This window comes from Grimontia sp. AD028 (genome assembly GCF_000973155.1).
In the GTDB taxonomy this organism is placed as follows: Bacteria; Pseudomonadota; Gammaproteobacteria; order Enterobacterales; family Vibrionaceae; genus Enterovibrio; species Enterovibrio indicus.
Map to the genome: position 1 here is coordinate 1 of NZ_LASY01000021.1, position 24,176 is coordinate 24,176.

Sequence of the window (24,176 nt, forward strand, 5' to 3'; positions counted from 1 at the left end):
TTACTACGATTGGTATTAGCATTGCCCCCTGCCACAAAAACACCAATAATGTGACCTGCTTTAAATCATTCAATGCCAAGGCGATATGTCAGCATCTACTTTCAAAACCTGGCTCGATGCCGCCCGTCCGAAAACTTTGCCACTGGCGATAGCCTGTATTCTGTGTGGCAGTGCTGTTGCGGCGCAGACCTCGCAATTTTCCTTCACCCTCATGGTATTGGCACTGGTGACCGCGCTGCTTCTGCAGATCCTGTCGAACCTTGCCAATGATTACGGTGATGCGGTAAAAGGCACGGATAACGATGACCGTCTCGGCCCTAAACGCGCGATTCAGCAAGGCCTTGTTACGCCAGCCACAATGAAAAAAGCCATGATTCTCAACGTGGTCCTGACAATCGTCGTTGGCGCGGTACTGGTACTGACGGCATTCGACAAGCCTGCTGACATCCTCAGTTTTATCGGCCTCGGCGCCCTCGCGATTGTCGCAGCCATTTGCTACACCGTGGGTAATAAACCTTATGGCTACCAAGGGTTAGGCGATCTGTCCGTGCTGATTTTCTTTGGCTGGCTCGGTGTAGCTGGTACCTATTATTTGCAAGCAGGCACGTTAAATTCCGTCGTCCTACTGCCTGCCACGGCATGTGGTTTATTGGCCGTTGGCGTACTTAACATCAACAACCTGCGAGACATTGATAATGATCGCGCCTGCGGCAAACACACCTTGGTAGTCCGAATGGGACCAAAATGGGGCCGTGCTTATCATCAGGTGTTGCTCGCCACTGCCTTCGTAAGCTTTGCCCTCTTCTCACTGCTTCAACCTGTGGGTTGGTCAGGTTGGCTGTTCCTGTTAGCACTGCCTTTGGCAGCAAAACACGGTCTTGCCGTTTGGCAATCGCCGGATGGTGAAACCCTTCGTCCAATGATGGGTGATATTGTAAAACTCGCACTGCTAACTAACGTCTTGTTTGCGGCAGGCATCTTAATTAGTTGATACAGTGACAAAGGTGACGACAAGCGGCCTGATGAATTGTGCCGTGAGTCATTGCAAAGCCTTAGCTTGTCGTATACTTTTTTGCTGAGGGTGACGCGAAACCCAATCTTGGCGCCACAACGATTCAGCTCCAATTGCCTAAGAGAAGTCTGACTATGGAATACAATACCTCCGAACTGTGTGACATGTACCTGGATCAGGTTGATGTTCTTGAACCGATGATGAGTTCATACGGTGGCCGCAGCTCTTTTGGTGGTCAGGTGACAACCATCAAGTGCTTTGAAGACAATGGACTGATTCGTGAAGTGGCCGAGCAGGACGGCGAAGGCCGTGTAATGCTGGTAGACGGTGGCGGCTCACTGCGCCGTGCATTGGTTGATGCAGACATTGCCGCCATGGCTGCTGACAACAACTGGGAAGGTATTGTGGTGTATGGTTGTGTACGCGATGTCGATACCATTGACGAGCTGGATATCGGTATTCAGGCGCTGGCATCTATTCCAGTGGGAGCAGATAGCCAAAGTATTGGTGAAGTGGATGTACCAGTGAATTTCGGTGGCGTGACTTTCTTGCCGGAAGACCACCTGTATGCAGATACCACAGGCGTTATCCTTTCTCAGGAAGCCATTGATATTGAGTAATTCGCTGCTTCCTGCAGAGAGAAAAACAGAGCCTTAAGGCTCTGTTTTTGTTTTGGCTTATTCGACTTCTTCAATTTTACCAAGCAGGCTGCGAATGCGTTGTTGCCATGCTTCGTGATCAGCCTTCAGGCGAGCATTTTCCTGCTCCAGCGCTTCACGGCCTTCACGAATCGAGTTTGATTCACTGCTCAGTGTTTCGTTCTTCTCTTTCAGTTCTTCGATTTCCATCTGCAGCAGAGAAATTGTGTCTACTGCCATCTGAACCTTGGCTTCAAGCTGCTCTAAAATTTCCAATGACATCAAGGCCACCTATGTGTTCCAACTTATCAATTCTCTCGCCAAGGCTCGCCATCTCTGGTTTCACGCCTTGTGCGTCCTAAAGAGCTATTCTAACTGCCCATGACATGAGTCGCACCTTCGGATTTCCATTTTCGGTCACAAGCGGACAAAAAATCACCATTTATGCGAATTCCTAACCCTTTGATTCTTTATGATTATGCTTTGCCACTCACAAAAATGACTAAAAATGCGATCACAGACAATTTTTATTCACTCAACCCGTGTTAGGGTAATGGCGATCGTATCTCTCTTGGATTACTCCAAGACTTGCCGAACTCGGCCGGGCTGACACTTTGCTGTCAGCCTTTTTCTTTTCTGGGAATCTCACCGCCTTCTTTCTCATTTCTAAGCATCCAATGCGCGAAAACGCTCACCAAAAGAACAAATAATGAGCGAACGCACATTTTGCTTGCCCGCCACTTTCCGAAAACTGTTTCGCCGATAAAGTAGTGAACATTAAAAACGCTATGCTTTAAGAAAACAGCGAGGAGATTTCATGAGCACCGAACCGAAATATATTGTCGCCCTCGATCAGGGAACCACCAGCTCAAGAGCCGTTATCCTTGACCACGATGCCAATATCGTAACGGTCGCCCAACGCGAATTCACCCAAATCTACCCTGAGTCCGGCTGGGTTGAGCATGACCCGTTGGAAATCTTCGCCACCCAGACCTCAACACTGGTAGAGGCCATGGGAAAAGTGGGAATACGCTCCGATGAGATCGCTGCTATTGGTATTACCAACCAGCGCGAGACCACCATTGTCTGGAATCGCCACACCGGAAAGCCGATTTATAATGCCATTGTCTGGCAATGCCGCCGCACCGCACCGATTTGTGAGCAGCTTAAAGCCGACGGCTACGAAGAGTACATTCGTGACAATACTGGTTTGGTGGTAGATCCGTATTTCTCCGGTACAAAAATTAAATGGATTCTCGACCATGTTGATGGCGCGCATGAGCTCGCGAAAAACGGCGACCTGATGTTCGGCACTGTCGATACCTGGCTGATTTGGAAGATGACTCAAGGACGCGTCCACGTCACTGACTACACCAACGCCAGCCGAACCATGCTGTTTAATATTAACTCGCTCGAGTGGGACGAAACCTTGCTCAAAGCGCTGGATATTCCGCTTTCCATGATGCCGGAAGTGAAGTCCTCTTCTGAGGTTTATGGTCAGGCTAACCTCGGCGGTAAAGGCGGCACCCGCGTACCGATCGCCGGGATCGCAGGGGATCAGCAAGCCGCCCTGTTCGGTCAGATGTGTGTGGAAGCCGGTCAGGCGAAAAATACCTATGGCACTGGCTGTTTCCTTCTGATGAACACCGGTAAAGAGAAAGTCACCTCTCACAATGGTTTGCTGACGACGTTGGCCTGTGGGCCGAAAGGCGAAGTGGCGTATGCGCTGGAAGGTGCCGTGTTTATGGGCGGTGCATCCATCCAATGGCTACGTGATGAAATGAAGCTCATTACCGACGCCAGCGATTCTGAATACTTCGCCACTAAGGTCGACACCAGCAATGGCGTTTATGTGGTACCTGCATTTACCGGTTTGGGTGCACCACATTGGGACCCGTACGCACGCGGTGCCATCGTCGGCCTGACGCGGGGCGTGAATTCCAACCACATCATCCGCGCGACTCTGGAAAGTGTTGCCTACCAATCTCTCGATGTACTGACCGCGATGGAAGCTGACTCCGGCATCAAACTCGATTTTCTGAAAGTCGACGGCGGCGCTGTGGCAAACAACTTCCTGATGCAGTTCCAGTCTGACGTGCTGAACACCGAAGTGCAGCGCCCGAAAGTCACCGAAGTGACTGCACTGGGTTCAGCCTACCTTGCCGGCCTTGCCGTGGGTTTCTGGGGTTCGATTGACGAGCTGAAAGACAAAGCCCAGATTGACCGTGTGTTTACACCATGCGCAGACGATGGCAAACGCGAGCGCCGTCATCGCGGCTGGCAGCGGGCAGTCGAGTGCGCCAAAGGCTGGGAGCAGCCATAACCTTTGTTGACGCGCCTTTCCATCGGAGGGGCGCGCCTTCGTCTCAAAAACGCAAACGTTTCCTTTTTCCTTATGGTAGAATCCGCGCCGAGATTTTTCGTTGCCGCTCAAAGATGTCGGCAACGCCCCACTTTCATGTATTAAATTCTCTGGAGTTAAGATGAAACGCGATTTAGCGATGGCTTTTTCACGCGTCACAGAAGGCGCAGCACTGGCGGGTTACAAGTGGCTTGGCCGCGGTGACAAAAATGCCGCTGATGGCGCTGCCGTAGAAGTGATGCGCGTTTTGCTGAACAAAACCGATATTGAAGGTGAAATTGTTATCGGTGAAGGCGAAATCGACGAAGCGCCAATGCTATACATCGGTGAGAAAGTGGGACTGGGTGGAGACGCAGTAGATATCGCGGTTGACCCAATCGAAGGTACCCGTATGACGGCAATGGGTCAGTCCAACGCACTGGCGGTATTAGCAGCAGGCGAGAAAGGTACCTTCCTGAAAGCCCCAGACATGTACATGGAAAAATTGGTGGTTGGTCCTGAAGCCAAAGGCGTCATCAACATTGAACTGCCGCTTCGCGATAACCTGATCAATATTGCCAAGGCGCTGGGTAAATCACTGGACGAGCTGGTTGTCACGACACTGGCGAAGCCACGTCACGACGACACCATCCGCGAAATGCAGACAATGGGCATCAAGGTCTTCGCCATTCCTGACGGCGACGTTGCTGCTTCCATCCTGACCTGTATGCCAGACAGTGAAGTGGATGTGATGTACGGCATCGGCGGCGCGCCAGAAGGTGTGGTGTCTGCTGCAGTGATCCGCGCACTAGGCGGTGACATGAATGGCCGCCTTCTTCCTCGCCATGAAGTGAAAGAAGACAACGAAGAAAACCGCCGCATGGGTGAACTGGAAATCGAGCGCTGCAAAGAGATGGGCATCGAAACCAATGTTCGCCTGAAGATGGAAGACATGGCGAGCAGCGACAATGTCATTTTCTCAGCCACTGGCATCACCAAAGGCGATCTGCTGGAAGGCATCACCCGCAAAGGCAACATCGCGACCACAGAGACCCTGCTTATTCGCGGTAAGTGCCGCACTATCCGTCGTATCAAGTCTATCCATTATCTGGATCGTAAAGACGACGCAGTGAAAGCAAACATCCTGTAATTGCAGTGATGATCCAGAAAAAAGCACGCCAAGGCGTGCTTTTTTGTTTATAGGCCAGAGCAATCAATGGCCGCCTGGCAAACCACCTTCCCGCTTCTCGCCTTTTTTGAACAGTGCCAATAAAGGCACCAAAAAGAAGTATGACACCATGATAAATCCGAAGGTGTAAACGAACGCGAGCAACGTCGATTGCTGGTGAAGCATATTGGTCACCGTCGCAATAAACCCCGGATCCGTGACCGACTGCCCCTGAGCGGCCGCAAATTGCTGAACCACCGGGTTTTCTGGCGTGATCCCACCACCCAGAGAATTCCACTCTTTTTGCTGGATACGGCTGAAGTAAGTGTTCACGATAGAGATACCGAATGAACCACCCAAAGTACGGCAAAGATTAAACACCACCGCCCCGCCCACCGCATGATTTGGCGCGAGCGTCGCGTATGCCAGTTGGCTCAGTGGTGCAAATACCAAGCCCATTCCAGCCCCCTGAATGATACTTGGCAGCAGCACCCAGTAGATATCGATATCGAGCGAATAGCGCATCATCATAAAGCTACCGATACCATTCAGAACCAGTCCAATCACTATCAGCATTCGCGGATCCAAACGGTCGATAATCCGGGAGATAGAGAGCAGCACAATGGCGGAAGCCAGCCCCCGCGGCGCCATCACAAAGCCTGTGGTGTCCACCGGGTAATTCAACAATTGCTCGAGCATCATCGGCTGCAGTTGGGTGATACCGAACATGCCCATGGAAAAGCCTGTCATGACGATGCAGGAAAGCGCTAAATTCCGGTCTTTTAACAGCCACATTGGGGCAATTTCACCTTTGGTACGGAACGAGCGCACCAGAAAGAATGCCCACGCCAGCACCGCAATCACCATCGAGAACAAGATAGTGTTCGAGCTGAACCAGCCATCCTCATTGCCCCGCTCAAGCACCATCTGCAAAAGCCCAATACCGATGGCCATGCCAAACACCAAGGGCCAGTCGACAGTAGTTTTACCCCGGCCATCGAGGTGCACAAAGAAATAGAGGAGTGATAGACATAGCGCCCCAACTGGCACGTTAACGTAGAAAATCCATCGCCAGTCCATGTTCTCAGTGATCAGTCCGCCCACCGTTGGGCCAAGAATGGGCCCCAGTAAAACGCCGACAGAAAAGAGCGCCATCGCTTTACCGCGCTCTTCCTTGGGATAAATCTGTACCATGATGGATTGCGATAGAGGGATAACCGCCGCCCCAAACGCACCCTGCATGATGCGGAAAATGATCATTTCAGTCAGGGTGTCCGCCTGCCCACAAAGTGCAGAAGTCGTAATAAATCCCGTGACGGACACCAAAAGCAGCTTACGCACACCGAATTTCAGGCTGAGGTAGCTCGCCAGGGGAATACATATCGCCTCTGCCATCGAATAAGAGGTCAGCACCCAGGTCACCTGCTCAGAAGTCACACCCAGCGCGCCCATCATATGCGGCAGCGACACATTGGCGATGGTCATGTCCAGCAACACCATGATGGCGGAGAGCATCACCGCCAAAGTGACCATCAACCTCGCACTGCCAGCCTCCATCGGCTGTGGAGAAACATCACTGTTGGCTGTCATTGGCTTTCGCCTTCGCAAGGGTATCAATGATTACTGTCGCACTGGCTCCCACCCGCAGCGGCGGCTCATCGGCATCCCGCGTTATGGTCAACCTCACCGGAAATCGCTGCGGCACTTTCACCCAATTCCCGGTGGCATTTTCTGGGGGTAATAAGGAGAAAGAGGTACCACTTGCCGGCGAAATCGCCTGCACCACGCCTTTGAAGGTCACATCAGAGTACATATCCAACACGATCGTGGCCGTCATATCAGGTTGGATATAACCCAGCGCATCTTCTTTGTAATTGGCCTCCACCCAGAAGGAATTATCCTCAATCATCGGCATTAAGGACTGTCCCGGCGCAACCACACTGCCCGGACGCACTTTCACATCCCCCAGCGTGCCGGAAGTCGGCGCAATAATCGTTGTGTAGGAAAGATTTAAAGACGCTTCTGAAAGTGCAGCTGCCGCCTGCCGCACCGCGGGGGCTTCAGTACCGGATGCACCCTGCTCATTAATGAGCTGAGACATTCTTGCCCGCGCGGCGTCGAGGTTGTTTTTCGCTGCAGCCAGTTCTGCTTTTAAATCGTCACCGGACTGTTTTGGTAGCACGCCACGCTCCACCAGCGCCATATTGCGTCGGTACTTCTCTTCGGTATCATTCAGCTGTGCGGAGGCAGACTGGATTTGCGCACTCGCCCCCACAATCGCATCGCTGGTTGCTTTGTTGGCGGCCACTGCGTTTTCGTATGCGGCCTTAGTCTGCTCGACTCTGGCTTGATAAGGCGAAGGATTAATCCGGGCAATCACCTGTCCTTTGTCGACATGGTCAAAATCAACCACATTCACTTCTGTCAGTTGACCGCTTATCTGGGGCGCGATGTAAAGAATGTGGCCATGCACATAGGCATCGTCAGTGCTGGGATACTGCTCTTGATGACGAATATAGAAATAGGCGGCAATCGCCAGTATCGCGGCAATCCCAGCCAGAATGACAAGATTTTTAACAGGGAAACTTTTTTGCTCCGTCATGCGACCTCCTGCGACCGCCAAAAACTGAGAACAGATAACCTGAATTCTCAAAACATCGGGAGAGTCTAGACAGGGAAATACACCTTCGTACCACGACCTTATGCGATCAGTTGACTTTCAGGTGTAATTTTTAAGGATGTGACAGTGCTTCTCACTTTGACGACACGGACTACGCCGCTGAATTTTTCGTTACTGAAATAGAGCGCCTCGCTCCACTGAATTAGCATTAAATAAGTAAAGACATTGCTTTATTTACCTACATCCCCGCATAATGAAGTATCCAAATCAGTGACGAAGATGCGATGAAAACAGTCGATAAAATCCTGCACAAGATAAAACGTGAAGGCGCAGTAAGTGCGCGAGTGTTGGCAGATGAAATGGGCTTAACCACCATGGGCATTCGCCAGCACCTTCAGGCCATGGAAGACGAAGGCCTGTTGGATTTTAGCGATATTCGCGTCAAAGTTGGCCGCCCGACGCGCCATTGGTCGCTGACCGCAGAAGGACATCGCCGTTTTGCAGACAGTCATGGCGATCTCGCGATTTCCGTCATCGACTCCGTGGAGTCCCTGTTTGGCGAAGCCGGGCTAAAGAAAGTCATTCAGCAACGTGAAGAAAAAACGTTGCAGCATTACCGCGACGCGCTCAAAGATTGCCACAATTTAAAGGCTAAACTTGAAACCTTGGCGTATCTTAGAGAGAGCGAAGGTTACATGGCCGAGCTTCAGGAAATAGAGGAAGGTTTCCTGTTGATCGAAAACCACTGCCCTATCTGTCAGGCGGCAAAACGCTGTCCGGCACTGTGTAAATCAGAGAAAAACATTTTCCGCACTGTACTGGGTGATGAGTATCTGGTCACGCGAGAAGAGCACATTATTGAAGGGCAACGTCGTTGTACTTACAGGGTTCAAGCACGAGAGTAATGCGCATAAAAAACTGACTTTTGAGGAGGATGTATGGCTACCTGGATCAAAGCGGAAGTTATTGAAAATCGTCGCTGGAATAAAGATCTGTTCAGCCTCGTCCTCGACGCAGAAGTCGATGCCTTTACTGCCGGGCAATTTACCAAGCTTGGTCTGGAAATCGACGGCAAAATCATTCAGCGCGCCTACTCTTTCGTCAATCCACCCAACAGCAAACACCTTGAAATCTATGCCACCCGTGTAGCAGATGGCCTCTTATCTCCAAGACTTCATGCACTCGAAACGGGGGACACGGTTCTCATCACCAAAGAAGCCAGCGGCTTTTTTACGCTGGAAGAAATCCCCGAGGGCGAAGACCTCTGGATGCTTTCCACCGGAACCGCCATTGGGCCTTTCCTGTCCATCCTGCAAGAAGATGAGGTATGGCAGCGTTTTCGTAAGGTCGTACTGGTACACGCGGTGCGTTTCTCGGCAGACCTCAGCTACCAAGCAGAAATTAACGAGCTGAAGCAAAAACGCAGCGATCAAATCATCGTCCAACCGTTTGTCAGCCGCGAACCAAAAGCCGGCGCGTTGTCAGGCAGGATCACACATGCCCTTGAAGATGGCCTACTAGAAAGAATGGTTGGTCTGACGATGACGCAGGAAAAAAGTCAGGTGATGCTTTGCGGCAACCCGCAAATGGTCAAAGACGTGCGTGCTATCCTGATTGAAAAAGGGTTAGAGAAAAACCTGCGCCGTAAGCCCGGTAACATCACGACAGAACAATATTGGTAAGGCAAGCACACAACCACTTGTCTAATTCTCTGGGAAAAACGTCCGTTTTTCCCTCCCCAAGAAAAAATCACCCACTTTTACGCAAATTCTCAACCGTGAGACTCCAAATTACCGTATGTCGTGTTTTGGGTCACAATCAACCAATTACCTGTATCACTCTCAAAACACACCCAACCCATTAACAGTTAATGTCTCACTTATGAGTCATTAGTGTGATTGATCGCTCATTTTTTAACCGTATAGTCAAAGGCAAGTCATGCGCAGCCAGAGGAGTAATGCCATGAAAACGTTGCCTTCATTTGACGAATTAAAAGCGTTAGCAGAAAACGATCCACAAGCACTGGAAGCGCTGAGGATTGAAATGAGCGAAGAGATCATTGAAAGCGCCAGCGAAAGCATGCAGCCAAAACTGCGCGCACAGATGAGTCACATTAACCGTGTAATCGCGTCGGGGAAAAACCCAAACCACGTGAATGCGTTGTTGATGAAAGAGTTGATGCGTCAGTTTGATCGCTTCTCAACCGCCATCAATAACCCAACAGCTTTAACTGAGCGAAGCGCAACCGTCACTACATTGCACCCGAAACGTAACGAAGCAACCGTTGCGATTGAAGGCTAACTCAGTTTTTGAGCGGTGGTTCGCCACCGCCACCTTTTTTGCCTTATCGCGCATTAAGTGTCGCGTTTTACTTTCGCGTACCAGCGTCTGTCCATATCCCTGACATCCACCGTTAAGCTCGCCACCTCCGGCGCATGCTGCTGCATCACATCCAAAAAGGCATGGCTGAGGTTTCGCTTTTGCTCTTCATCACGCCCGTCTAACAGCCACAAAGTGACGTGGATAAAGTTTTCCTGATCATCCTTATCCGCAACCAGCCAATCATGGCAGGCATAGGCGCGTGATTTAACGTCACTGACATCAAAGATGCCGCTGCCAATGGCGGTCTGATGCAAATCTTCCAAGAGTTGTCCAATGCTGACCCGCTCTGAAACCGGGTCACTGTACTCCATGACAATATGAGGCATAACTCACTCCTTGTTACGATAATGAGCCACTTTACCGCAGCATTTCGGACGATTGTTACTAAAGAGAAGAATATTCTCCTCAGATCACACCACGCCATCTTTCACTCGCAAGTGCTAATCCGAAAATTTATAACGAAATTTTGTTACTCAAAGGTTCACATTTGCGCGCAAAACGAGTACAAACGATGGCATTTATGATTTTGGACAGGAAACGCTGACAGCGCTGCTGTTATCGTTGCCGAAACTGAATTTCGATAATTGGATTACGGAGGAATTCCCTATGCGCCGTCCATTGGTAATGGGTAACTGGAAACTGAACGGCAGTAAAGCCATGGTAGCAGATCTGATCAAAGGTCTGGACGCACAACTTGCTGGCGTTGAAGGTGTAGACGTAGCGATTGCACCACCAGTGATGTACCTGGATCTGGCAGAGCAGCTGCTGGGCAAAGCAGAAAGCAAAATCCTGCTGGGCTCTCAGAACGTTGACGTTAACGCTAGCGGCGCGTTCACTGGCGACATTTCTCCGGAAATGCTGAAAGACTTCGGTGCGACTCATATCATCATCGGTCACTCAGAGCGTCGTGATTACCACGCAGAATCTGACGAGTATGTAGCGAAGAAATTTGCATTCCTGAAAGAGCACGGTCTGGTTCCTGTTCTGTGTATCGGTGAATCTGAAGCACAAAACGAAGCGGGCGAAACCGTAGCAGTGTGTGCACGTCAACTTGACGCTGTGATCAACACTCAAGGTGTTGAAGCACTGAACGACGCTGTTATCGCGTACGAGCCAATCTGGGCAATTGGTACCGGTAAAGCAGCGACTGCTGAAGATGCACAACGCATCCACGCTGAAATCCGTGCACACATCGCAGCGAAGAGCGAAGAAGTGGCGAAGAACGTTGTTATCCAATACGGCGGTTCTGTTAAGCCAGAAAACGCAGAAGCGTACTTCGCACAACCAGACATCGACGGTGCACTGGTTGGTGGCGCAGCACTGAACGCAGAAAGCTTTGCAGCTATCGCAAAAGCAGCGGCGGCAGCAAAAGCGTAATTCAGACCCGTTCTGAACCGAAAGGAGAAGCCAAGGCTTCTCCTTTTTTGTTTCTTTATCCGACCTTTCTCGCCCGCTATACTGCGTTTTTCTTTTTACGGCGAGCCTGCTTCCATGTTTCACATTGCGCTTCATGAACCCCAGATTGCCCCGAACACCGGCAATATCATTCGTCTCGCGGCTAATACAGGCTGCAAACTCCATTTGATTGAACCACTGGGTTTTGACTTCGAAGAGAAGAAACTGCGCCGTGCTGGGCTCGATTATCACGACCTGACCAATGTCACCCGTTATCCTGACTATGCGACGTTTCTCGAAGCCATGGGTGAGCGCCGTATTTTTGCCTGCACGACGAAAGGCAGCCGCCCGCATTCTGATGTCAGCTATCAAGCGGGCGATGTGTTTCTGTTCGGCTCGGAAACCAGCGGCCTGCCAGATGAGGTTCGCAACGCCTTCACACCGGATCACCGCATCCGCGTTCCTATGGTGCCGGACAGCCGAAGTCTGAATCTGGCAAACTCGGTGGCAGTCATTTGCTATGAAGCCTGGCGACAGCTTGGCTTTGAAGGTGGACTCTAAAAAAGAAAAGCAGGCCTTCGCCTGCTTTTTTTGTTTCATCTGCGTGGTTATCAGGAAGCCATCCCTACCGAGACACGAAGGTTTTTCGCAATCACATTCAGCTTATCTGTCGCATTCACCAATCCGGCCACCTGATGAGCACTTTCATTGGCCATATCACTTATCTTGCTGACGTTCACGTTCACTTCTTCCACCACGCCATTTTGTTCATCCGCGGCACTCGCGACCTGAAGATTCATGTCAGTAACACGAGACGTCGCCTCGCTCGACTGGTTTAGAAGATCAGCTGATTGATGAGAAAGCTCGATGGTCTTATCACCCATTTCACAGCTTTGCTGCATGGTGTCGACGGCTTCTTTCGTCACGCTGGTGAGCTGGGCAATCATGGTTTCAATCTCTGAGGTCGAATCATGAGTGCGCTGCGCAAGGCTTCGTACTTCGTCTGCCACAACAGCAAAACCACGCCCCTGTTCGCCTGCGCGCGCCGCCTCAATGGCTGCGTTCAGCGCCAACAAGTTAGTTTGCTCGGCAATTCCTTTAATCACGTCCAAAACAGAGGTGATATTGGCACTGTTTTTCTCCAGCTCTGTCAGCGCCGCACTGCTTTGGGTCAGACTTTCAATCAGTTGCTGAGTTTGGCTAACCGCCTCATCATTGATGCGCATACATTCAGATGATTTACCCGAGGCTTCTTCGGTCGCTTGCTGAGTTTGAGTGGCATTGTTAGCAATTTCCTGCGCCGTCGCTGACATTTCGTTGACTGCTGTGGCGACTTGCAAGATCTCTCCGCTTTGCGCATCCGAATTTCGCTTCACAGCCTGCGCCGCCTCATCCAGCAAATTTACTGCATCAGAAACTTCCTGCGCGACTTTGGCAATCATGCCGTTGGTGCTTTGACGGGTACCTTCGAGGTTTTTCTGTAACTCACCGATAATGCCGGGCTCATCCACCACGGTGGGTTTGCTGAAATCACCATCAGCCTGTACTGAAAGCGCCGCAGATACCTTATTCAAGCCTTCATAGATCCGGTTGAGAATCATCTTAGACATGATAATGGCGACAATTAGCGCAACAATCACAGAAGCGATGACGACGAACTCTAAGACGACAGCCTTTTCTTCAATATCGATAACCGCTGCTTCAGTGAACTTCCCCACGTCAGTCAACAAGCTGTCGACCATTTTTGTGGTTGTCTCTGCTTCCTCACCCACCACCACATCAAGGACTTCCGCTTCGTGGTAATGGCGCCCCTCAAGCTCTTTAAATACGTCTTCGACGTGGATCATCCACTTGGCATGTAAAGCTTCTAAATCGGCGAGTTTGACGCTAGCAGCCGCGAATGCAACTTGCTCTTCAGCAGTACCGTTGGTGGCACCATCGGCCAATAGCGTTTCGATTTTTGTCCAGTCTTCTCCGACTTTCGCTCCTAAATCATAAAAATAGGCTTTTTCTTTGTCGTAGTTTTCCTGCGCATTGGGTTCCTTGCCGATCTCATGCGCGTATCTGAAGGCTTTGTTGTAATGGACACGTTGCTCGACTTGATGCTCGGTTGCCTTACTGAGGGATTCGAGAACGGGAATATCGCGGTGAGCGACACCTTGGACGTGGCTTTCAATGTAAGCCAACTTGTAGAAGACAAACGCTCCGACGAGAATTTGAATACCACATACTAAAGCGACGAACATGGTCAGACGCTGTTTAATCGTCATTTTCTTTGCTGACATGAGTAGCCTCTCCGCTAAGCCTTCAACTGCATAGGTCGGGAGAGAGGGAGCCTCTCTCCATCAAACTTATCAATAAGGTTAGCAAAACGTTTCAAATATGAGAGGTTTATCGTAAAATTTAATGACGCTATTATCAGCTCAACGTTTTTAATGTCAGATCAACAGTCAAACCGCCTAGGCTGTTCAGGCTCGCTTTGGCGCTGCCATTATGCTGGCGCATGGCACTATCAGTAATCGCGAGCCCCAATCCTGTGCCACCGCTTTGCCTGTCACGCGCAGTCGACACGCGGTAAAAAGGCCGGAAAATATCATCCAGCATTTCTTCTGGTACGCCTTCCCCATCGTCACTGACGCTGACCGTTAACTCTCTACCACGCTGTGTGAAAGACACTTCGACTTTAGTGTCCGCATACTTAATGGCATTGCGCACAACGTTTTCCAACGCACTGCAAAGCAGGTTGCCATTTCCTTCAATGCTGGCGTCGGGAATCGTGTTGTACACCAGCGTTTTTCCACTTTCCCCCGCTTCGAACTCTGCATCTTCCAATAAGGTTTCCCACAGTTCTGCCAGCGTCAGCACTTCACGTTCGGCATGGCTGTTAAGCTGCATTCGGGAAAGAGAAAGCAAATCAGCAATCATCTGTTCCATGCGCTCTGCTTCGGTATCAATGCGCGCCAAATCTGTGCTTTCACCCTGTTTGCGAATCGCCAGTGCATTCGCCATACGAAGCCGGGTCAGTGGAGAGCGAAGCTCATGGGAGATATCAGACAGCAAACGTTGCTGCCCACTGATCATCTGATTTAATGCCGTCACCATCTGGTTGAAGCTGGCTCCCGCTTGTGCAAACTCTCGCGGCCCTTTTTCCAAAGAAGGGTCAGTTTCAAAGCGCCCTTCCCCCACACGCTCGGCCGCTGCCTGTAAGCGACGAGCTGGGCGGGTTACGGCCCACGCGAGCCAAAGCAATAGCGGCGTGCTGACCACCATGGTGACCAACAGCAGTTGAAAAGGTCTATCAAGAATTTGTACGTAAAACGGCGGTTTATCGCGCCAGAGCTTGCCGACGTACATCAATGCCTGAGCGCTGCCATCATCAATCAAAAACGGTCCAGCCAGCATCCATTTTCCATAAAGGCGCTGCATCGGGTCTTCTGGGTCATCAGCAAGCGTGGTGAAGTTTTTCAGCATTCTGCTGCCACCATGATGACCTCTATCCAGCAATTCACCATCAAGCGTCGTGAAATAGATTTTCATCGGTTTGCGTTCAGGTTGTTGTCTCTGTAAACGCAGCAGTTTTTGTTTGAGTGACCCTCTCATCTCTGACACTTCTTCCGAAATTCTCTGAGCCAGTGCTTTAAACTCAGTTTGCATCCCAGTGGGCACAGTATGTTGCTGACGAGGGTCACTGTGTTGCGCCGCCAATACAGCAATCAACACCAATAGCAAAGTCAGCCAGAAGATGGCAAAAATACGGCCATAAAGACTCTTGATGGTCGGCAGTTTCATTATGCCTCCACCAGCAAATAGCCACGGCCGCGCAGGGTTTTAATTCGCGGCTTGCCATCTTCACGTTCAGGCAGTTTTTTCCGGATGTTGGAGATATGCATGTCGATGGCGCGATCAAACGGGGCAAGACGTTTTCCGAGCACATTCAGGCTGATATCTGCCTTTGCTACCACGCTTCCCGACTGTTTGACCAGATACGCTAGCAAAGCGGTTTCCGTGCCGGTCATCTCAATCAGCTGAGACTGGCAATACACTTCCATTTTGCCGGGATAGATCACGATATCCTGATATTCGAGCTTGTCTTGGTTATCGTCTGATCGCTTCTCGTCGCCACCCTTCGCGGTGCGGCGCAAAATAGCGCGCATACGGGCGAGCAACTCACGATCAGAGAAAGGTTTTGGCAGGTAATCGTCCGCACCGAGTTCCAACCCCATCACGCGGTCAATCTCTTCACCCTTAGCGGTCAGCATCAATACCGGGGTTTCCCAGCTATCGCGAAGACGGCGCAAGGTTTCCATGCCATTCAGTACCGGCATCATCACATCCAGCAGCACCAAATCGGTGCTTTCACTGATCTTATCCAGACCTTCCTGACCATTATTGGCGGTATCCACCTGGTAGCCTTCCAGCTCCAATAAGTCATGAAGCAGGCTGGTCAGTTCTGTGTCGTCATCAATAAGAAGAATGTTTGCCATGGTGTGCGCCTAGTACTGTGTTGTTATGGCTAGTATCTGCCATTCATCGAACTGATTCCATGTGTAAGTCTTAGCTTTACCCGCCTTTACATTGCTTTACGTAGGCAGAACACCGGTTTACATCCCAGTGGGTAAAGTTACTCCCATCAAGCGACACAACAAAAACCGGAGAGAACACCATGAAATTTTCAAAACGTATTGCTGCAACTGTTATCGCCCTGCCTCTGATGATGGGCTCAATGTCTGCCATGGCATTTGGCGGCAAACATCACGGTGGTGAAGGTATGCACGGCGGTAAAGGCATGATGGGTAAACACCTGTTGCGTGGCGTTGACCTGACCGACGAGCAAAAGGCAGAACTGAAAACCCTTCGCGAGCAAAAACGCGAATCTATGAAAGCCAACAAAGGTGAACTCCGTACCCAGATGATGGCAGAACGCCAACAGATGCAAGAGCTGATGCTGGCAGATAACTTCGATGAAGCAGCTGTTCGCGCACTGGCAGAAAAGATGGTTGACCAGCAGGTCGAGCGCCGTATAGCCATGGTGAAAAGCCAACACGAAATGATGAGCATTCTGACCCCTGAGCAAAAAGTTCAGGTTAAAGAAAACATGGATAAGATGGCCGAACGCATGCAAAAACGCATGGAAGATCGCGGCTAATAGTCCTTTAACTCCAATAAGTTCCCCCAAATGCCGGCCTTCGCCGGCATTTGTCTTTCTGCCACTGAACGCCAGTCTGATGCGGTGCGTTAATTTGTCGTAAAAAAACGTTATACTGCGAACACTTAAATCACGCTGATAGTGCTCATGACTGAAAGATACGCCCGACTCGTTCAGACCGCTGCGTGGGCAGCAACCATTACTGCTACCTTCTTGCTTTTAATGAAGCTTTTTACCTGGTGGTATACAGGCTCGGTCAGCCTGTTGGCATCTCTTGTCGACTCCCTGATTGACCTTCTCGCGTCGGTCACCAACCTCGTCGTTGTCAGATATGCGCTTCAACCCGCCGACGAAGAGCACAAGTTCGGACACGGTAAAGCGGAATCTCTCGCCGCCCTCGCACAGGCGGCATTTATTGTCGGCTCTGCCTGCTTCCTGTTGCTTAATGGCGTCGAGCGACTGTTCAAACCGACTGAGTTGAACCACCCCGAGGCGGGTGTGCTCATCAGTGGTATCGCGACGCTGATCACCGGTGGTTTAGTCCTGTTCCAGAAATGGGTGGTTCGCAAAACAGGTAGTCAGGCAATTGCCGCAGATTCCCTGCATTACCAATCTGATCTTCTGATGAACATTGCGATTATCGTGGCACTCGGACTGGCATGGTACGGCTTCCCAATGGCAGACGCGATTTTCGCTATCGGTATCGGCATCTTTATTCTTGTCAGTGCCTTTAGGATGGCGAATGAGGCAGTGCAGTCGCTGCTTGACCGCCAGCTTCCGGTCGAAGATCAGGAGAAGATTTATACCTTGGCATCGACGGTACCGGGCGTGGAGGGCGTGCATGATCTGCGTACACGTCAGGCAGGTGCAACCCGCTTTATTCAGCTTCACCTTGAACTGGACGACAACCTCAAGCTGGTCGATGCGCACCGGATCGCAGATGCGGTAGAAGACCGCCTGGAGGTCGCCTACCCCGGCGCAGATATCCTCATTCACCAAGATCCGGTCTCAATCGTAGGAAAATCACCGCGCGAACAAATTTAATACACATTGGCGCACGAATATTTGCAACGGTTACTGATATTTATCAACGAAAAACGTTAGCAAAATTGTAATAGTCTTTCATAAGTAGGAAAGTTACAGTTTCAAACGAAGTGCCAGCAGGCTAAACTGGCACGTCTCGGATGTTGAGGCAAACCCGCGTTACCCGCTAAGACTTTCAACGGAAAGCAGGGGTGGGATGGTAGCGCCAACATAGAGTCAATGGATTTGAAATTTCAATTCCCAAAGTCAGAGGGTAACCATGGTTAGTAAAATTGGTGTTTTGACCAGTGGCGGTGACGCCCCGGGTATGAATGCAGCGATTCGTGGCGTTGTTCGCGCCGCATTGAGCGAAGGTCTGGAAGTTTACGGTATTTACGACGGCTATCAGGGTCTGCATCAAAATCGTATCGAGAAACTGAACCGCACCAGCGTGTCAGACATTATCAACAAAGGCGGCACCTTCCTGGGTTCTGCGCGCTTCCCTGAGTTCAAAGAAGAGAAAGTGCGTGAACAAGCCATCCAGAACATGAAGATGCATGGCATCGACGCGCTGGTTGTGATCGGCGGTGACGGCTCTTACATGGGTGCGAAGAAGCTGACTGAAATGGGCTTCCCATGTATCGGTCTGCCAGGCACTATCGACAACGATATTCCAGGTACTGACTACACCATTGGCTACCTGACTGCACTGAACACCGTTGTTGAAGCGATTGACCGTCTGCGTGATACATCTTCTTCTCACCAGCGTATTTCTATCGTTGAAGTGATGGGCCGCCACTGTGGTGACCTGACTCTGATGGCATCTATCGCAGGTGGCTGTGAATACTTCATTACCCCAGAAATCGGTTTGGACAAAGAGAACCTGATTTCAAAGATCAAAGAAGGTATCTACAAGGGTAAGAAGCACGCCATTATCGCTATCACTGAGCTAATGACTGACACCAATGAACTGGCGAAGTACATTGAAGCGGAAACTGGCCGTGAGACCCGTGCAACTATCCTGGGTCACATTCAGCGCGGTGGTCAGCCACGTGCGTTTGACCGTATTCTGGCATCACGTATGGGTGCTTACGCGGTTGAACTGCTGATGCAAGGTGAAGGTGGTCGTTGTGTGGGCGTTCAGAACGAACAGCTGGTTCACCACGACATCATCGATGCTATCGACAACATGCGCCGTCCATTCCGCAAGGATCTGTACGACGTGGCAACCAAGCTGTTCTAATTCAGCATTGGTCGAAAAAAAACGGAGCCTAATGGCTCCGTTTTTTGTATCCGCTGTTCGTCTCGTTTCAGGCAGGTGACACTCAGATACCATCACCTTCGCTAAAGCTCTGCCCGCACTTAAACTTCTGGTCCATATCGAACGAAGGTTTGTCACTGCTTGGCGCACCGACAATCTTGGCAGGTACACCCGCCGCTGTGGTGTGCGGTGGCACATGGATAAGCACCACTGAGCATGCCGCCACTTTCGCCCCTTCACCCACTTCGATATTGCCAAGGATTTTTGCCCCGGCACCAATCATCACACCGGAGCGGATTTTAGGGTGGCGATCGCCGGACTCTTTACCGGTACCACCTAAAGTCACATCCTGTAGGATGGAAACATCATCTTCAATCACCGCGGTTTCACCTACGACAATGCCAGTCGCATGGTCAAACATGATGCCGCGGCCAATACGCGCCGCCGGGTGAACATCGACCTGACAGGCTACGGAAATCTGATTCTGCAAATAGACAGCCAATTCACGGCGGCCTTGATGCCAGAGCCAGTTAGCCACACGGAACCCTTGCAGCGCATGGAAACCTTTTAGATAAAGCAATGGCGTGGAGTAAAGCTCAACGGCTGGGTCGCGTTCCACCGTGGCGCAGATATCACAAGCCGCCGATTCAGCAATACTGCTATCACCGGCATACGCTTCTTCAATCACTTCACGCACCGCCATGGCAGGCATGCTCGGCGTAGCAAGCTTGTTAGCCAGAATATAGCTCAGCGCACCACCCAAGGAGTCATGTTTGATGATAGTGGCATGAAAGAAGCTCGCGAGCATAGGTTCACGCTCTGATTGCTCCTTCGCCTCACGCTTGATGGCCTTCCAGACTTTTTCCTGCTGGCATTTTTTATCGCGGCCTTCACCGCACATCCTTTGCATCTTTTTACCCATACCTGCTGTCAGTACATTGCTTTATGCTTCGATCATTCCATGCTCTCTCTGCGGCATTTCGGCGAAGCATTGACCTAAGTGTGACATAGAACGCCAAACAACCCAACACTACCAATAGGTCTGTCAGCTTGGTTGACCTTCTCCTTGCTGTTTGTCGCAAAAACAAAAAACGCGAGACCTTAGTCCCGCGTTTTGTTAGACCCGACTGAACGGAGAAACTATTCAGAGGTACGTTGTCGCGCCAACAGATCCTGCGCTGCCTGTCGGGCATCTTTGCCTTCATACAGCACTTGGAAAATCTGCTCGACGATAGGCATCTCAACGCCAGTGCGTTTTGCCAGTGCGCGAACTTCCTTTGTATTACGGTAGCCTTCAACCACCTGACCAATTTCATCCTGCGCTTCATCAACGCCTTTACCTTGACCCAGTGCCAGACCAAAACGGCGGTTTCGGGATTGGTTGTCGGTACAAGTCAATACCAAGTCACCCAAGCCTGCCATGCCCATAAAGGTCTCACGCTCTGCGCCGAGTGCCACGCCTAAACGCGTCAACTCTGCCAAACCTCGGGTAATAAGCGCCGTACGTGCGTTAGCACCAAAACCAATGCCGTCCGACATCCCCGCGCCAATCGCAATGACGTTTTTCACTGCGCCACCAAGCTGCATACCGATAAAGTCGCTGTTGGCGTAAACGCGGAAAGAGCGCGCACAGTGCACTTTTTCCTGCAGCTCAGCCAGAAACTCAGCGTTTGGTGAAGCAACCGAGATAGCGGTAGGCAAACCTGCCGCCAACTCTTTGGCAAACGTTGGGCCAGACAATACTGCCAATGGCACGTCCTCGCCCAATTGCTCGCGCGCGACGTCCTGTAACAGGCGGCCGGTTTCAGGCTCAAGGCCTTTGGTCGCCCAGCAGATACGCTGGTCATCACGAAGGAAAGGTTTCACCTGTGCCAGCACCAGACCAAATACATGGCTTGGCACCACCACCAGAATATCCCGGCTGGCTTGAATAGATGCTTCAAGATCAGCGCTCAGGATGAGTGAGTCGGGAAATGCGACACCCGGCAGAAACGCTTCGTTTGAGCGATCAATTTCGAGCTGTGCCATATGCGCTGGCTCGTGCCCCCACAACACCACATTGGCACCATTCCGGGCCAGTGAGATTGCGAGAGACGTACCGTAAGAGCCTGCGCCCAGTACGGTCATGGCCACATTGGCGTTGGCGATATCTGTCATGTGTCGACCTTAAAATTGCTTATTACGCGTCAGCGCCGTCTTTAGCTTGCGCTTGTTGGCTTTGTAGGTAGTTCATGAACAACGCATCGAAGTTAACCGGTGCCAGGTTCAGTTGTGGGAAGGTACCTTTCACTACCAGGCTAGAAATCGTTTCACGCGCGTATGGGAACAGGATGTTCGGGCAGAACGCACCCAGGCAGTGTGCCAGTTGTGGCGCTTCCATACCGTCTACAGAGAAGATACCACCTTGCTGAACTTCACAAAGGAATGCGTTCTCGTCGCCGTTTTTCACGGTCACAGTCAGACGCAGAATCACTTCGTATACACCTTCGCCCAGTTCACGGCTTTGAGTATCCAGATCCAGGTTTACATCTGGGTTCCACTCTTGCTGAAACACTTCTGGAGAGTTAGGCGCTTCGAAAGAAACATCTTTCAGGAAGATACGTTGAATCGCGAAGTTCTGTTGCGCTTGTGGGTTGGTTGCTGCTTCAGCCATAGTGATAAATCCTTGTTATTTAGACAAATGCTTTCACGCATTTTAAAACGATTCAGGCAGCTCACTGAGCTGCCTTCAGAATAGTGAACCCGTCTTTGGTTACTTTTTCTTCTTGCTGCGGATCAGTGGCAGGTTCGCCTCGTTCCACGAGATCAGGCCATCTTTCAGAACATTCACGTTCTCGAAACCGGCTTTTGCCAGCACGTTGGCGCATTCAATCGCCGTTTGACCAGTCTTACACACCAAGATGATTGGGTCAGACTTATGTTTTTCAATCTCAGCGGCGTTATTCGCTTTGATGTCTTTCGCCAAAACGTGAAGTGCGCCCGCAATATGACCCGCGCGGTAATCATCGCGGCTACGGATATCAACAAACACACCCTTTTCACGGTTAACCAAGATAGTCGCATCGCTTGGCGTAATGATTTTATAAAGTGCGGTTTTCTGTTTGATGACTGACAGGATCAGCGCAACAACCAGACCCACCCACACCAGGGACAAGATCAAGTTAGCTTGTACAAATTCAATAAACTGCTGCATGGCTCGCTTCTACTAAGTGTCGGCACAAAAAATCGAACCCGAGTATAACCTTCAAACTGTGCAAATACAGCATGGGCTTGGATTTCCATGCCCCCGCTCACTGACAACAGGATCAAAAAGCTTGAAATCGGTCACATTCGCCTCAATATCTGTCCTACAAGGAGAATGTTATTTCCGGGCGTATTCGGCTCAGCTCACCTAGTTGAAGCGAAAGATAAGCGACTGATCTGTTTACTTACTACAAAATTTTCTTTGGTGCTCTTCAATAACGAGACCCTTTCGAAAAGGTAAGACTCTTGCGCAGACCAGTAAATGCAAGGCTCGGCACCCTCCATTACAGTTTTTGTTGAAGATTTAGCGAAAAAGTTTGCCTACTGCTTAACCAATAAAATGTAGTAAAGTTACGCTAATTCACGAATATTGAAATCGACATAAAGAGGACACCGTATGTCTGCTAAGAAGCCTTTGGCACTCGTTATTCTGGACGGATGGGGTTACCGCGAAGACAACAGCGACAACGCAGTTGCGAACGCGAATACACCTGTTCTTGATGGCTTGATGGCGGGCACCAGCACCCTGATCTCTGCATCAGGTATGGATGTTGGTTTGCCAGACGGTCAAATGGGTAACTCAGAAGTAGGCCACACCAACATTGGTGCAGGCCGCATCGTTTACCAGGACCTGACTAAAATCACCAAAGCTATCCAAGATGGTGAGTTTTTCGATAACCCAGTACTGACCGGTGCTATCGACAAAGCAGCGAAAGCAGGCAAAGCGGTTCATATCATGGGTCTGATGTCTCCAGGCGGCGTTCACAGCCATGAAGACCACATTGCAGCAGCTGTTGAAATGGCAGTTCAACGTGGTGCTGAAGAAGTGTACCTGCACTGCTTCCTGGACGGTCGTGACACCCCACCTCGCAGCGCGAAAGCATCACTTGAGCGTTTCGACGCCCTGTTTGCGAAACTGGGTAAAGGCCGCACGGCATCTATCGTAGGTCGTTACTACGCCATGGACCGTGACAACAACTGGGATCGCGTAGAAAAAGCTTATGACCTGATGGTTGAAGCAAAAGGCGCGTTCACATACGGCTCTGCAGTAGAAGCGCTGGAAGCCGCTTACGCCCGTGACGAAAACGATGAATTCGTTCAAGCGTCTGAAATCCGCACTGCAGGCCAGCCTGTTGCGTCTTTCAACGACGGCGACGCAGTGATCTTCATGAACTTCCGCGCTGACCGCGCGCGTCAAATCACCCGCGCATTCATGCCTGGCTTTGATGGCTTCGCTCGTAACAAAGTTGCAGCGCTTGCAGATTTCGTGATGCTGACGGAATACGCGGCAGACATCGACACCGCATGTGCTTATCCTTCAGAAAACCTGGTTAACACCCTGGGTGAGTGGCTGTCTAAGCAAGGCAAAACTCAGTTGCGTATTTCTGAAACCGAAAAATACGCGCACGTCACTTTCTTCTTCAACGGTGGTGTTGAATCCGTATTCGAAGGCGAAGAGCGTGCTCTGGTTGCCTCCCCGAAAGTCGCAACTTACGACCTGCAACCAGAAATGAGCTCTGAAGAGCTGACTGACAAGCTGGTTGACGCGATCAAGAGCGGCAAGTTCGACCAAATCATCTGTAACTACCCGAACTGTGACATGGTTGGCCACACTGGCGTTTACGATGCAGCAGTTAAAGCCGTTGAAGCTATCGACCACTGCATTGGCCGTGTTGTTGAAGCGATCAAAGAAGTTGATGGTCAACTGCTGATCACTGCTGACCACGGTAACGCGGAAATGATGGTTGACCCAGCAACCGGTGGTATTCACACTGCGCACACTAACCTGCCAGTACCACTGATTTACGCGGGCAGCAAAGACATCGACCTGGTTGATGGCGGTAAGCTGTCTGACCTGGCGCCAACGATGCTGGCACTGACCGGTGTTGAAGCGCCAGCTGACATGACCGGTAAACCACTGTTCGTTGCTAAGTAATTAGCCACACT

Annotated in this window: 24 protein-coding genes; 13 read left to right on the plus strand and 11 right to left on the minus strand. The window is 50.8% G+C overall.

Annotation, left to right across the window (positions count from 1 at the left end):
• The first annotated feature begins 85 nt into the window (after positions 1-85).
• Together RN22_RS05390 and rraA are read left to right on the plus strand one after the other, a co-directional pair.
• Entirely contained in the window at positions 86-991 is a 906-nt protein-coding gene (locus RN22_RS05390) for a 1,4-dihydroxy-2-naphthoate polyprenyltransferase (RefSeq protein WP_046303426.1), read from the plus strand.
• Between the two features lie 155 nt (positions 992-1,146).
• Positions 1,147-1,632 (plus strand): ribonuclease E activity regulator RraA, encoded by a 486-nt coding sequence (gene rraA / locus RN22_RS05395; protein WP_002535263.1) that lies wholly within the window; start codon positions 1,147-1,149, stop codon positions 1,630-1,632.
• A 57-nt stretch (positions 1,633-1,689) separates the two neighbouring features.
• Here rraA and zapB read toward each other — a convergent pair whose 3' ends face one another.
• Positions 1,690-1,932, minus strand: a complete 243-nt coding sequence (gene zapB, locus RN22_RS05400) for a cell division protein ZapB (protein WP_046303427.1) — start codon at positions 1,930-1,932, stop codon at positions 1,690-1,692.
• Positions 1,933-2,467: 535 nt separating this feature from the next.
• Here zapB and glpK point away from each other — a divergent pair.
• The gene (gene glpK, locus RN22_RS05405) at positions 2,468-3,973 is read left to right on the plus strand and encodes a glycerol kinase GlpK (protein ID WP_046303428.1); all 1,506 of its coding nucleotides are present in this window, start codon (positions 2,468-2,470) and stop codon (positions 3,971-3,973) included.
• Between the two features lie 160 nt (positions 3,974-4,133).
• Positions 4,134-5,141 carry a class II fructose-bisphosphatase gene (gene glpX, locus RN22_RS05410; protein ID WP_046303429.1) on the plus strand — a complete coding sequence of 336 codons (1,008 nt, stop codon included), beginning with the start codon at positions 4,134-4,136 and terminating at the stop codon, positions 5,139-5,141.
• A gap of 63 nt (positions 5,142-5,204) precedes the next feature.
• Here glpX and RN22_RS05415 read toward each other — a convergent pair whose 3' ends face one another.
• Positions 5,205-6,749, minus strand: coding sequence for a DHA2 family efflux MFS transporter permease subunit (locus RN22_RS05415; protein WP_046303430.1), 1,545 nt, complete (start codon positions 6,747-6,749; stop codon positions 5,205-5,207).
• Positions 6,733-7,761: an HlyD family secretion protein gene (locus RN22_RS05420; protein WP_046303431.1), complete on the minus strand. Its 1,029-nt coding sequence runs from the start codon at positions 7,759-7,761 to the stop codon at positions 6,733-6,735. The genes RN22_RS05415 and RN22_RS05420 overlap by 17 nt, the downstream gene beginning before the upstream one ends.
• 302 nt (positions 7,762-8,063) lie before the next feature.
• Between RN22_RS05420 and RN22_RS05425 the strand changes: the two genes are divergently transcribed.
• From RN22_RS05425 to RN22_RS05435, 3 genes are all read left to right on the plus strand, one after another.
• Positions 8,064-8,684 (plus strand): metalloregulator ArsR/SmtB family transcription factor, encoded by a 621-nt coding sequence (locus tag RN22_RS05425; RefSeq protein ID WP_002535271.1) that lies wholly within the window; start codon positions 8,064-8,066, stop codon positions 8,682-8,684.
• Positions 8,685-8,717: 33 nt separating this feature from the next.
• Entirely contained in the window at positions 8,718-9,461 is a 744-nt protein-coding gene (locus RN22_RS05430) for a ferredoxin--NADP reductase (RefSeq protein ID WP_002535273.1), read from the plus strand.
• Between the two features lie 280 nt (positions 9,462-9,741).
• The gene (locus tag RN22_RS05435; RefSeq protein WP_002535274.1) at positions 9,742-10,080 is read left to right on the plus strand and encodes a DUF3135 domain-containing protein; all 339 of its coding nucleotides are present in this window, start codon (positions 9,742-9,744) and stop codon (positions 10,078-10,080) included.
• A gap of 53 nt (positions 10,081-10,133) precedes the next feature.
• Here the strand turns inward: RN22_RS05435 and RN22_RS05440 are convergent, their stop codons facing one another.
• Positions 10,134-10,487, minus strand: a complete 354-nt coding sequence (locus RN22_RS05440) for a 5-carboxymethyl-2-hydroxymuconate Delta-isomerase (RefSeq protein WP_046303432.1) — start codon at positions 10,485-10,487, stop codon at positions 10,134-10,136.
• A gap of 280 nt (positions 10,488-10,767) precedes the next feature.
• Between RN22_RS05440 and tpiA the strand changes: the two genes are divergently transcribed.
• Positions 10,768-11,538 carry a triose-phosphate isomerase gene (gene tpiA / locus RN22_RS05445; protein ID WP_046303433.1) on the plus strand — a complete coding sequence of 257 codons (771 nt, stop codon included), beginning with the start codon at positions 10,768-10,770 and terminating at the stop codon, positions 11,536-11,538.
• Between the two features lie 114 nt (positions 11,539-11,652).
• Positions 11,653-12,117: a tRNA (cytidine(34)-2'-O)-methyltransferase gene (locus RN22_RS05450; RefSeq protein ID WP_002535277.1), complete on the plus strand. Its 465-nt coding sequence runs from the start codon at positions 11,653-11,655 to the stop codon at positions 12,115-12,117.
• Between the two features lie 50 nt (positions 12,118-12,167).
• On the opposite strand, the gene RN22_RS05455 is transcribed toward RN22_RS05450, so the two are convergent.
• The 3 genes from RN22_RS05455 to RN22_RS05465 all read right to left on the minus strand — a co-directional run bounded on the left by RN22_RS05455 (position 12,168) and on the right by RN22_RS05465 (position 16,040).
• Positions 12,168-13,841, minus strand: coding sequence for a methyl-accepting chemotaxis protein (locus RN22_RS05455; RefSeq protein WP_231590854.1), 1,674 nt, complete (start codon positions 13,839-13,841; stop codon positions 12,168-12,170).
• 133 nt (positions 13,842-13,974) lie between these two features.
• Entirely contained in the window at positions 13,975-15,345 is a 1,371-nt protein-coding gene (gene cpxA, locus RN22_RS05460; RefSeq protein ID WP_046303434.1) for an envelope stress sensor histidine kinase CpxA, read from the minus strand.
• Entirely contained in the window at positions 15,345-16,040 is a 696-nt protein-coding gene (locus RN22_RS05465) for a response regulator (protein ID WP_046303435.1), read from the minus strand. Before RN22_RS05465 ends, cpxA begins: the two co-directional genes overlap by 1 nt.
• A 179-nt stretch (positions 16,041-16,219) precedes the next feature.
• Here RN22_RS05465 and RN22_RS05470 point away from each other — a divergent pair, with 179 nt between their 5' ends.
• From RN22_RS05470 to pfkA, 3 genes are all read left to right on the plus strand, one after another.
• Positions 16,220-16,702, plus strand: a complete 483-nt coding sequence (locus tag RN22_RS05470) for a CpxP family protein (RefSeq protein WP_046303436.1) — start codon at positions 16,220-16,222, stop codon at positions 16,700-16,702.
• 147 nt (positions 16,703-16,849) lie between these two features.
• On the plus strand, positions 16,850-17,746 hold the full coding sequence (gene fieF, locus RN22_RS05475; RefSeq protein WP_046303437.1) for a CDF family cation-efflux transporter FieF: 897 nt from the start codon (positions 16,850-16,852) through the stop codon (positions 17,744-17,746).
• A gap of 259 nt (positions 17,747-18,005) precedes the next feature.
• Positions 18,006-18,968 (plus strand): 6-phosphofructokinase, encoded by a 963-nt coding sequence (gene pfkA, locus RN22_RS05480; protein WP_002535284.1) that lies wholly within the window; start codon positions 18,006-18,008, stop codon positions 18,966-18,968.
• An 82-nt stretch (positions 18,969-19,050) separates the two neighbouring features.
• Here the strand turns inward: pfkA and cysE are convergent, their stop codons facing one another.
• The 4 genes from cysE to RN22_RS05500 form a co-directional block, all read right to left on the minus strand.
• A complete protein-coding gene (cysE, locus tag RN22_RS05485; RefSeq protein WP_046303467.1) occupies positions 19,051-19,896 on the minus strand; it encodes a serine O-acetyltransferase in 846 nt (281 codons plus the stop codon).
• Positions 19,897-20,126: 230 nt separating this feature from the next.
• Positions 20,127-21,143 (minus strand): NAD(P)H-dependent glycerol-3-phosphate dehydrogenase, encoded by a 1,017-nt coding sequence (gene gpsA, locus RN22_RS05490; protein WP_046303438.1) that lies wholly within the window; start codon positions 21,141-21,143, stop codon positions 20,127-20,129.
• A 22-nt stretch (positions 21,144-21,165) separates the two neighbouring features.
• A complete protein-coding gene (gene secB / locus RN22_RS05495; RefSeq protein ID WP_046303439.1) occupies positions 21,166-21,639 on the minus strand; it encodes a protein-export chaperone SecB in 474 nt (157 codons plus the stop codon).
• 99 nt (positions 21,640-21,738) lie between these two features.
• Positions 21,739-22,179, minus strand: coding sequence for a rhodanese-like domain-containing protein (locus RN22_RS05500; protein WP_046303440.1), 441 nt, complete (start codon positions 22,177-22,179; stop codon positions 21,739-21,741).
• A 447-nt stretch (positions 22,180-22,626) separates the two neighbouring features.
• On the opposite strand from RN22_RS05500, the gene gpmM reads away from it, so the two are divergent.
• On the plus strand, positions 22,627-24,165 hold the full coding sequence (gene gpmM / locus RN22_RS05505) for a 2,3-bisphosphoglycerate-independent phosphoglycerate mutase (protein ID WP_046303441.1): 1,539 nt from the start codon (positions 22,627-22,629) through the stop codon (positions 24,163-24,165).
• The last annotated feature ends 11 nt before the right edge of the window (positions 24,166-24,176 follow it).

Coding starts and splice junctions, on each gene's coding strand:
- RN22_RS05430 (WP_002535273.1), top strand. CDS start 8,718: ATGGCTACCTGGATCAAAGCGGAAGTTATTGAAAATCGTCGCTGGAAT.
- gpmM (WP_046303441.1), top strand. CDS start 22,627: ATGTCTGCTAAGAAGCCTTTGGCACTCGTTATTCTGGACGGATGGGGT.
- tpiA (WP_046303433.1), top strand. CDS start 10,768: ATGCGCCGTCCATTGGTAATGGGTAACTGGAAACTGAACGGCAGTAAA.
- glpX (WP_046303429.1), top strand. CDS start 4,134: ATGAAACGCGATTTAGCGATGGCTTTTTCACGCGTCACAGAAGGCGCA.
- RN22_RS05420 (WP_046303431.1), bottom strand. CDS start 7,761: ATGACGGAGCAAAAAAGTTTCCCTGTTAAAAATCTTGTCATTCTGGCT.
- RN22_RS05415 (WP_046303430.1), bottom strand. CDS start 6,749: ATGACAGCCAACAGTGATGTTTCTCCACAGCCGATGGAGGCTGGCAGT.
- cysE (WP_046303467.1), bottom strand. CDS start 19,896: ATGCAAAGGATGTGCGGTGAAGGCCGCGATAAAAAATGCCAGCAGGAA.
- RN22_RS05390 (WP_046303426.1), top strand. CDS start 86: ATGTCAGCATCTACTTTCAAAACCTGGCTCGATGCCGCCCGTCCGAAA.
- fieF (WP_046303437.1), top strand. CDS start 16,850: ATGACTGAAAGATACGCCCGACTCGTTCAGACCGCTGCGTGGGCAGCA.
- zapB (WP_046303427.1), bottom strand. CDS start 1,932: ATGTCATTGGAAATTTTAGAGCAGCTTGAAGCCAAGGTTCAGATGGCA.
- RN22_RS05465 (WP_046303435.1), bottom strand. CDS start 16,040: ATGGCAAACATTCTTCTTATTGATGACGACACAGAACTGACCAGCCTG.
- glpK (WP_046303428.1), top strand. CDS start 2,468: ATGAGCACCGAACCGAAATATATTGTCGCCCTCGATCAGGGAACCACC.
- RN22_RS05440 (WP_046303432.1), bottom strand. CDS start 10,487: ATGCCTCATATTGTCATGGAGTACAGTGACCCGGTTTCAGAGCGGGTC.
- gpsA (WP_046303438.1), bottom strand. CDS start 21,143: ATGACAGATATCGCCAACGCCAATGTGGCCATGACCGTACTGGGCGCA.
- RN22_RS05425 (WP_002535271.1), top strand. CDS start 8,064: ATGAAAACAGTCGATAAAATCCTGCACAAGATAAAACGTGAAGGCGCA.
- RN22_RS05455 (WP_231590854.1), bottom strand. CDS start 13,841: ATGTCAGCAAAGAAAATGACGATTAAACAGCGTCTGACCATGTTCGTC.
- secB (WP_046303439.1), bottom strand. CDS start 21,639: ATGGCTGAAGCAGCAACCAACCCACAAGCGCAACAGAACTTCGCGATT.
- RN22_RS05450 (WP_002535277.1), top strand. CDS start 11,653: ATGTTTCACATTGCGCTTCATGAACCCCAGATTGCCCCGAACACCGGC.
- RN22_RS05435 (WP_002535274.1), top strand. CDS start 9,742: ATGAAAACGTTGCCTTCATTTGACGAATTAAAAGCGTTAGCAGAAAAC.
- cpxA (WP_046303434.1), bottom strand. CDS start 15,345: ATGAAACTGCCGACCATCAAGAGTCTTTATGGCCGTATTTTTGCCATC.
- RN22_RS05470 (WP_046303436.1), top strand. CDS start 16,220: ATGAAATTTTCAAAACGTATTGCTGCAACTGTTATCGCCCTGCCTCTG.
- RN22_RS05500 (WP_046303440.1), bottom strand. CDS start 22,179: ATGCAGCAGTTTATTGAATTTGTACAAGCTAACTTGATCTTGTCCCTG.
- rraA (WP_002535263.1), top strand. CDS start 1,147: ATGGAATACAATACCTCCGAACTGTGTGACATGTACCTGGATCAGGTT.
- pfkA (WP_002535284.1), top strand. CDS start 18,006: ATGGTTAGTAAAATTGGTGTTTTGACCAGTGGCGGTGACGCCCCGGGT.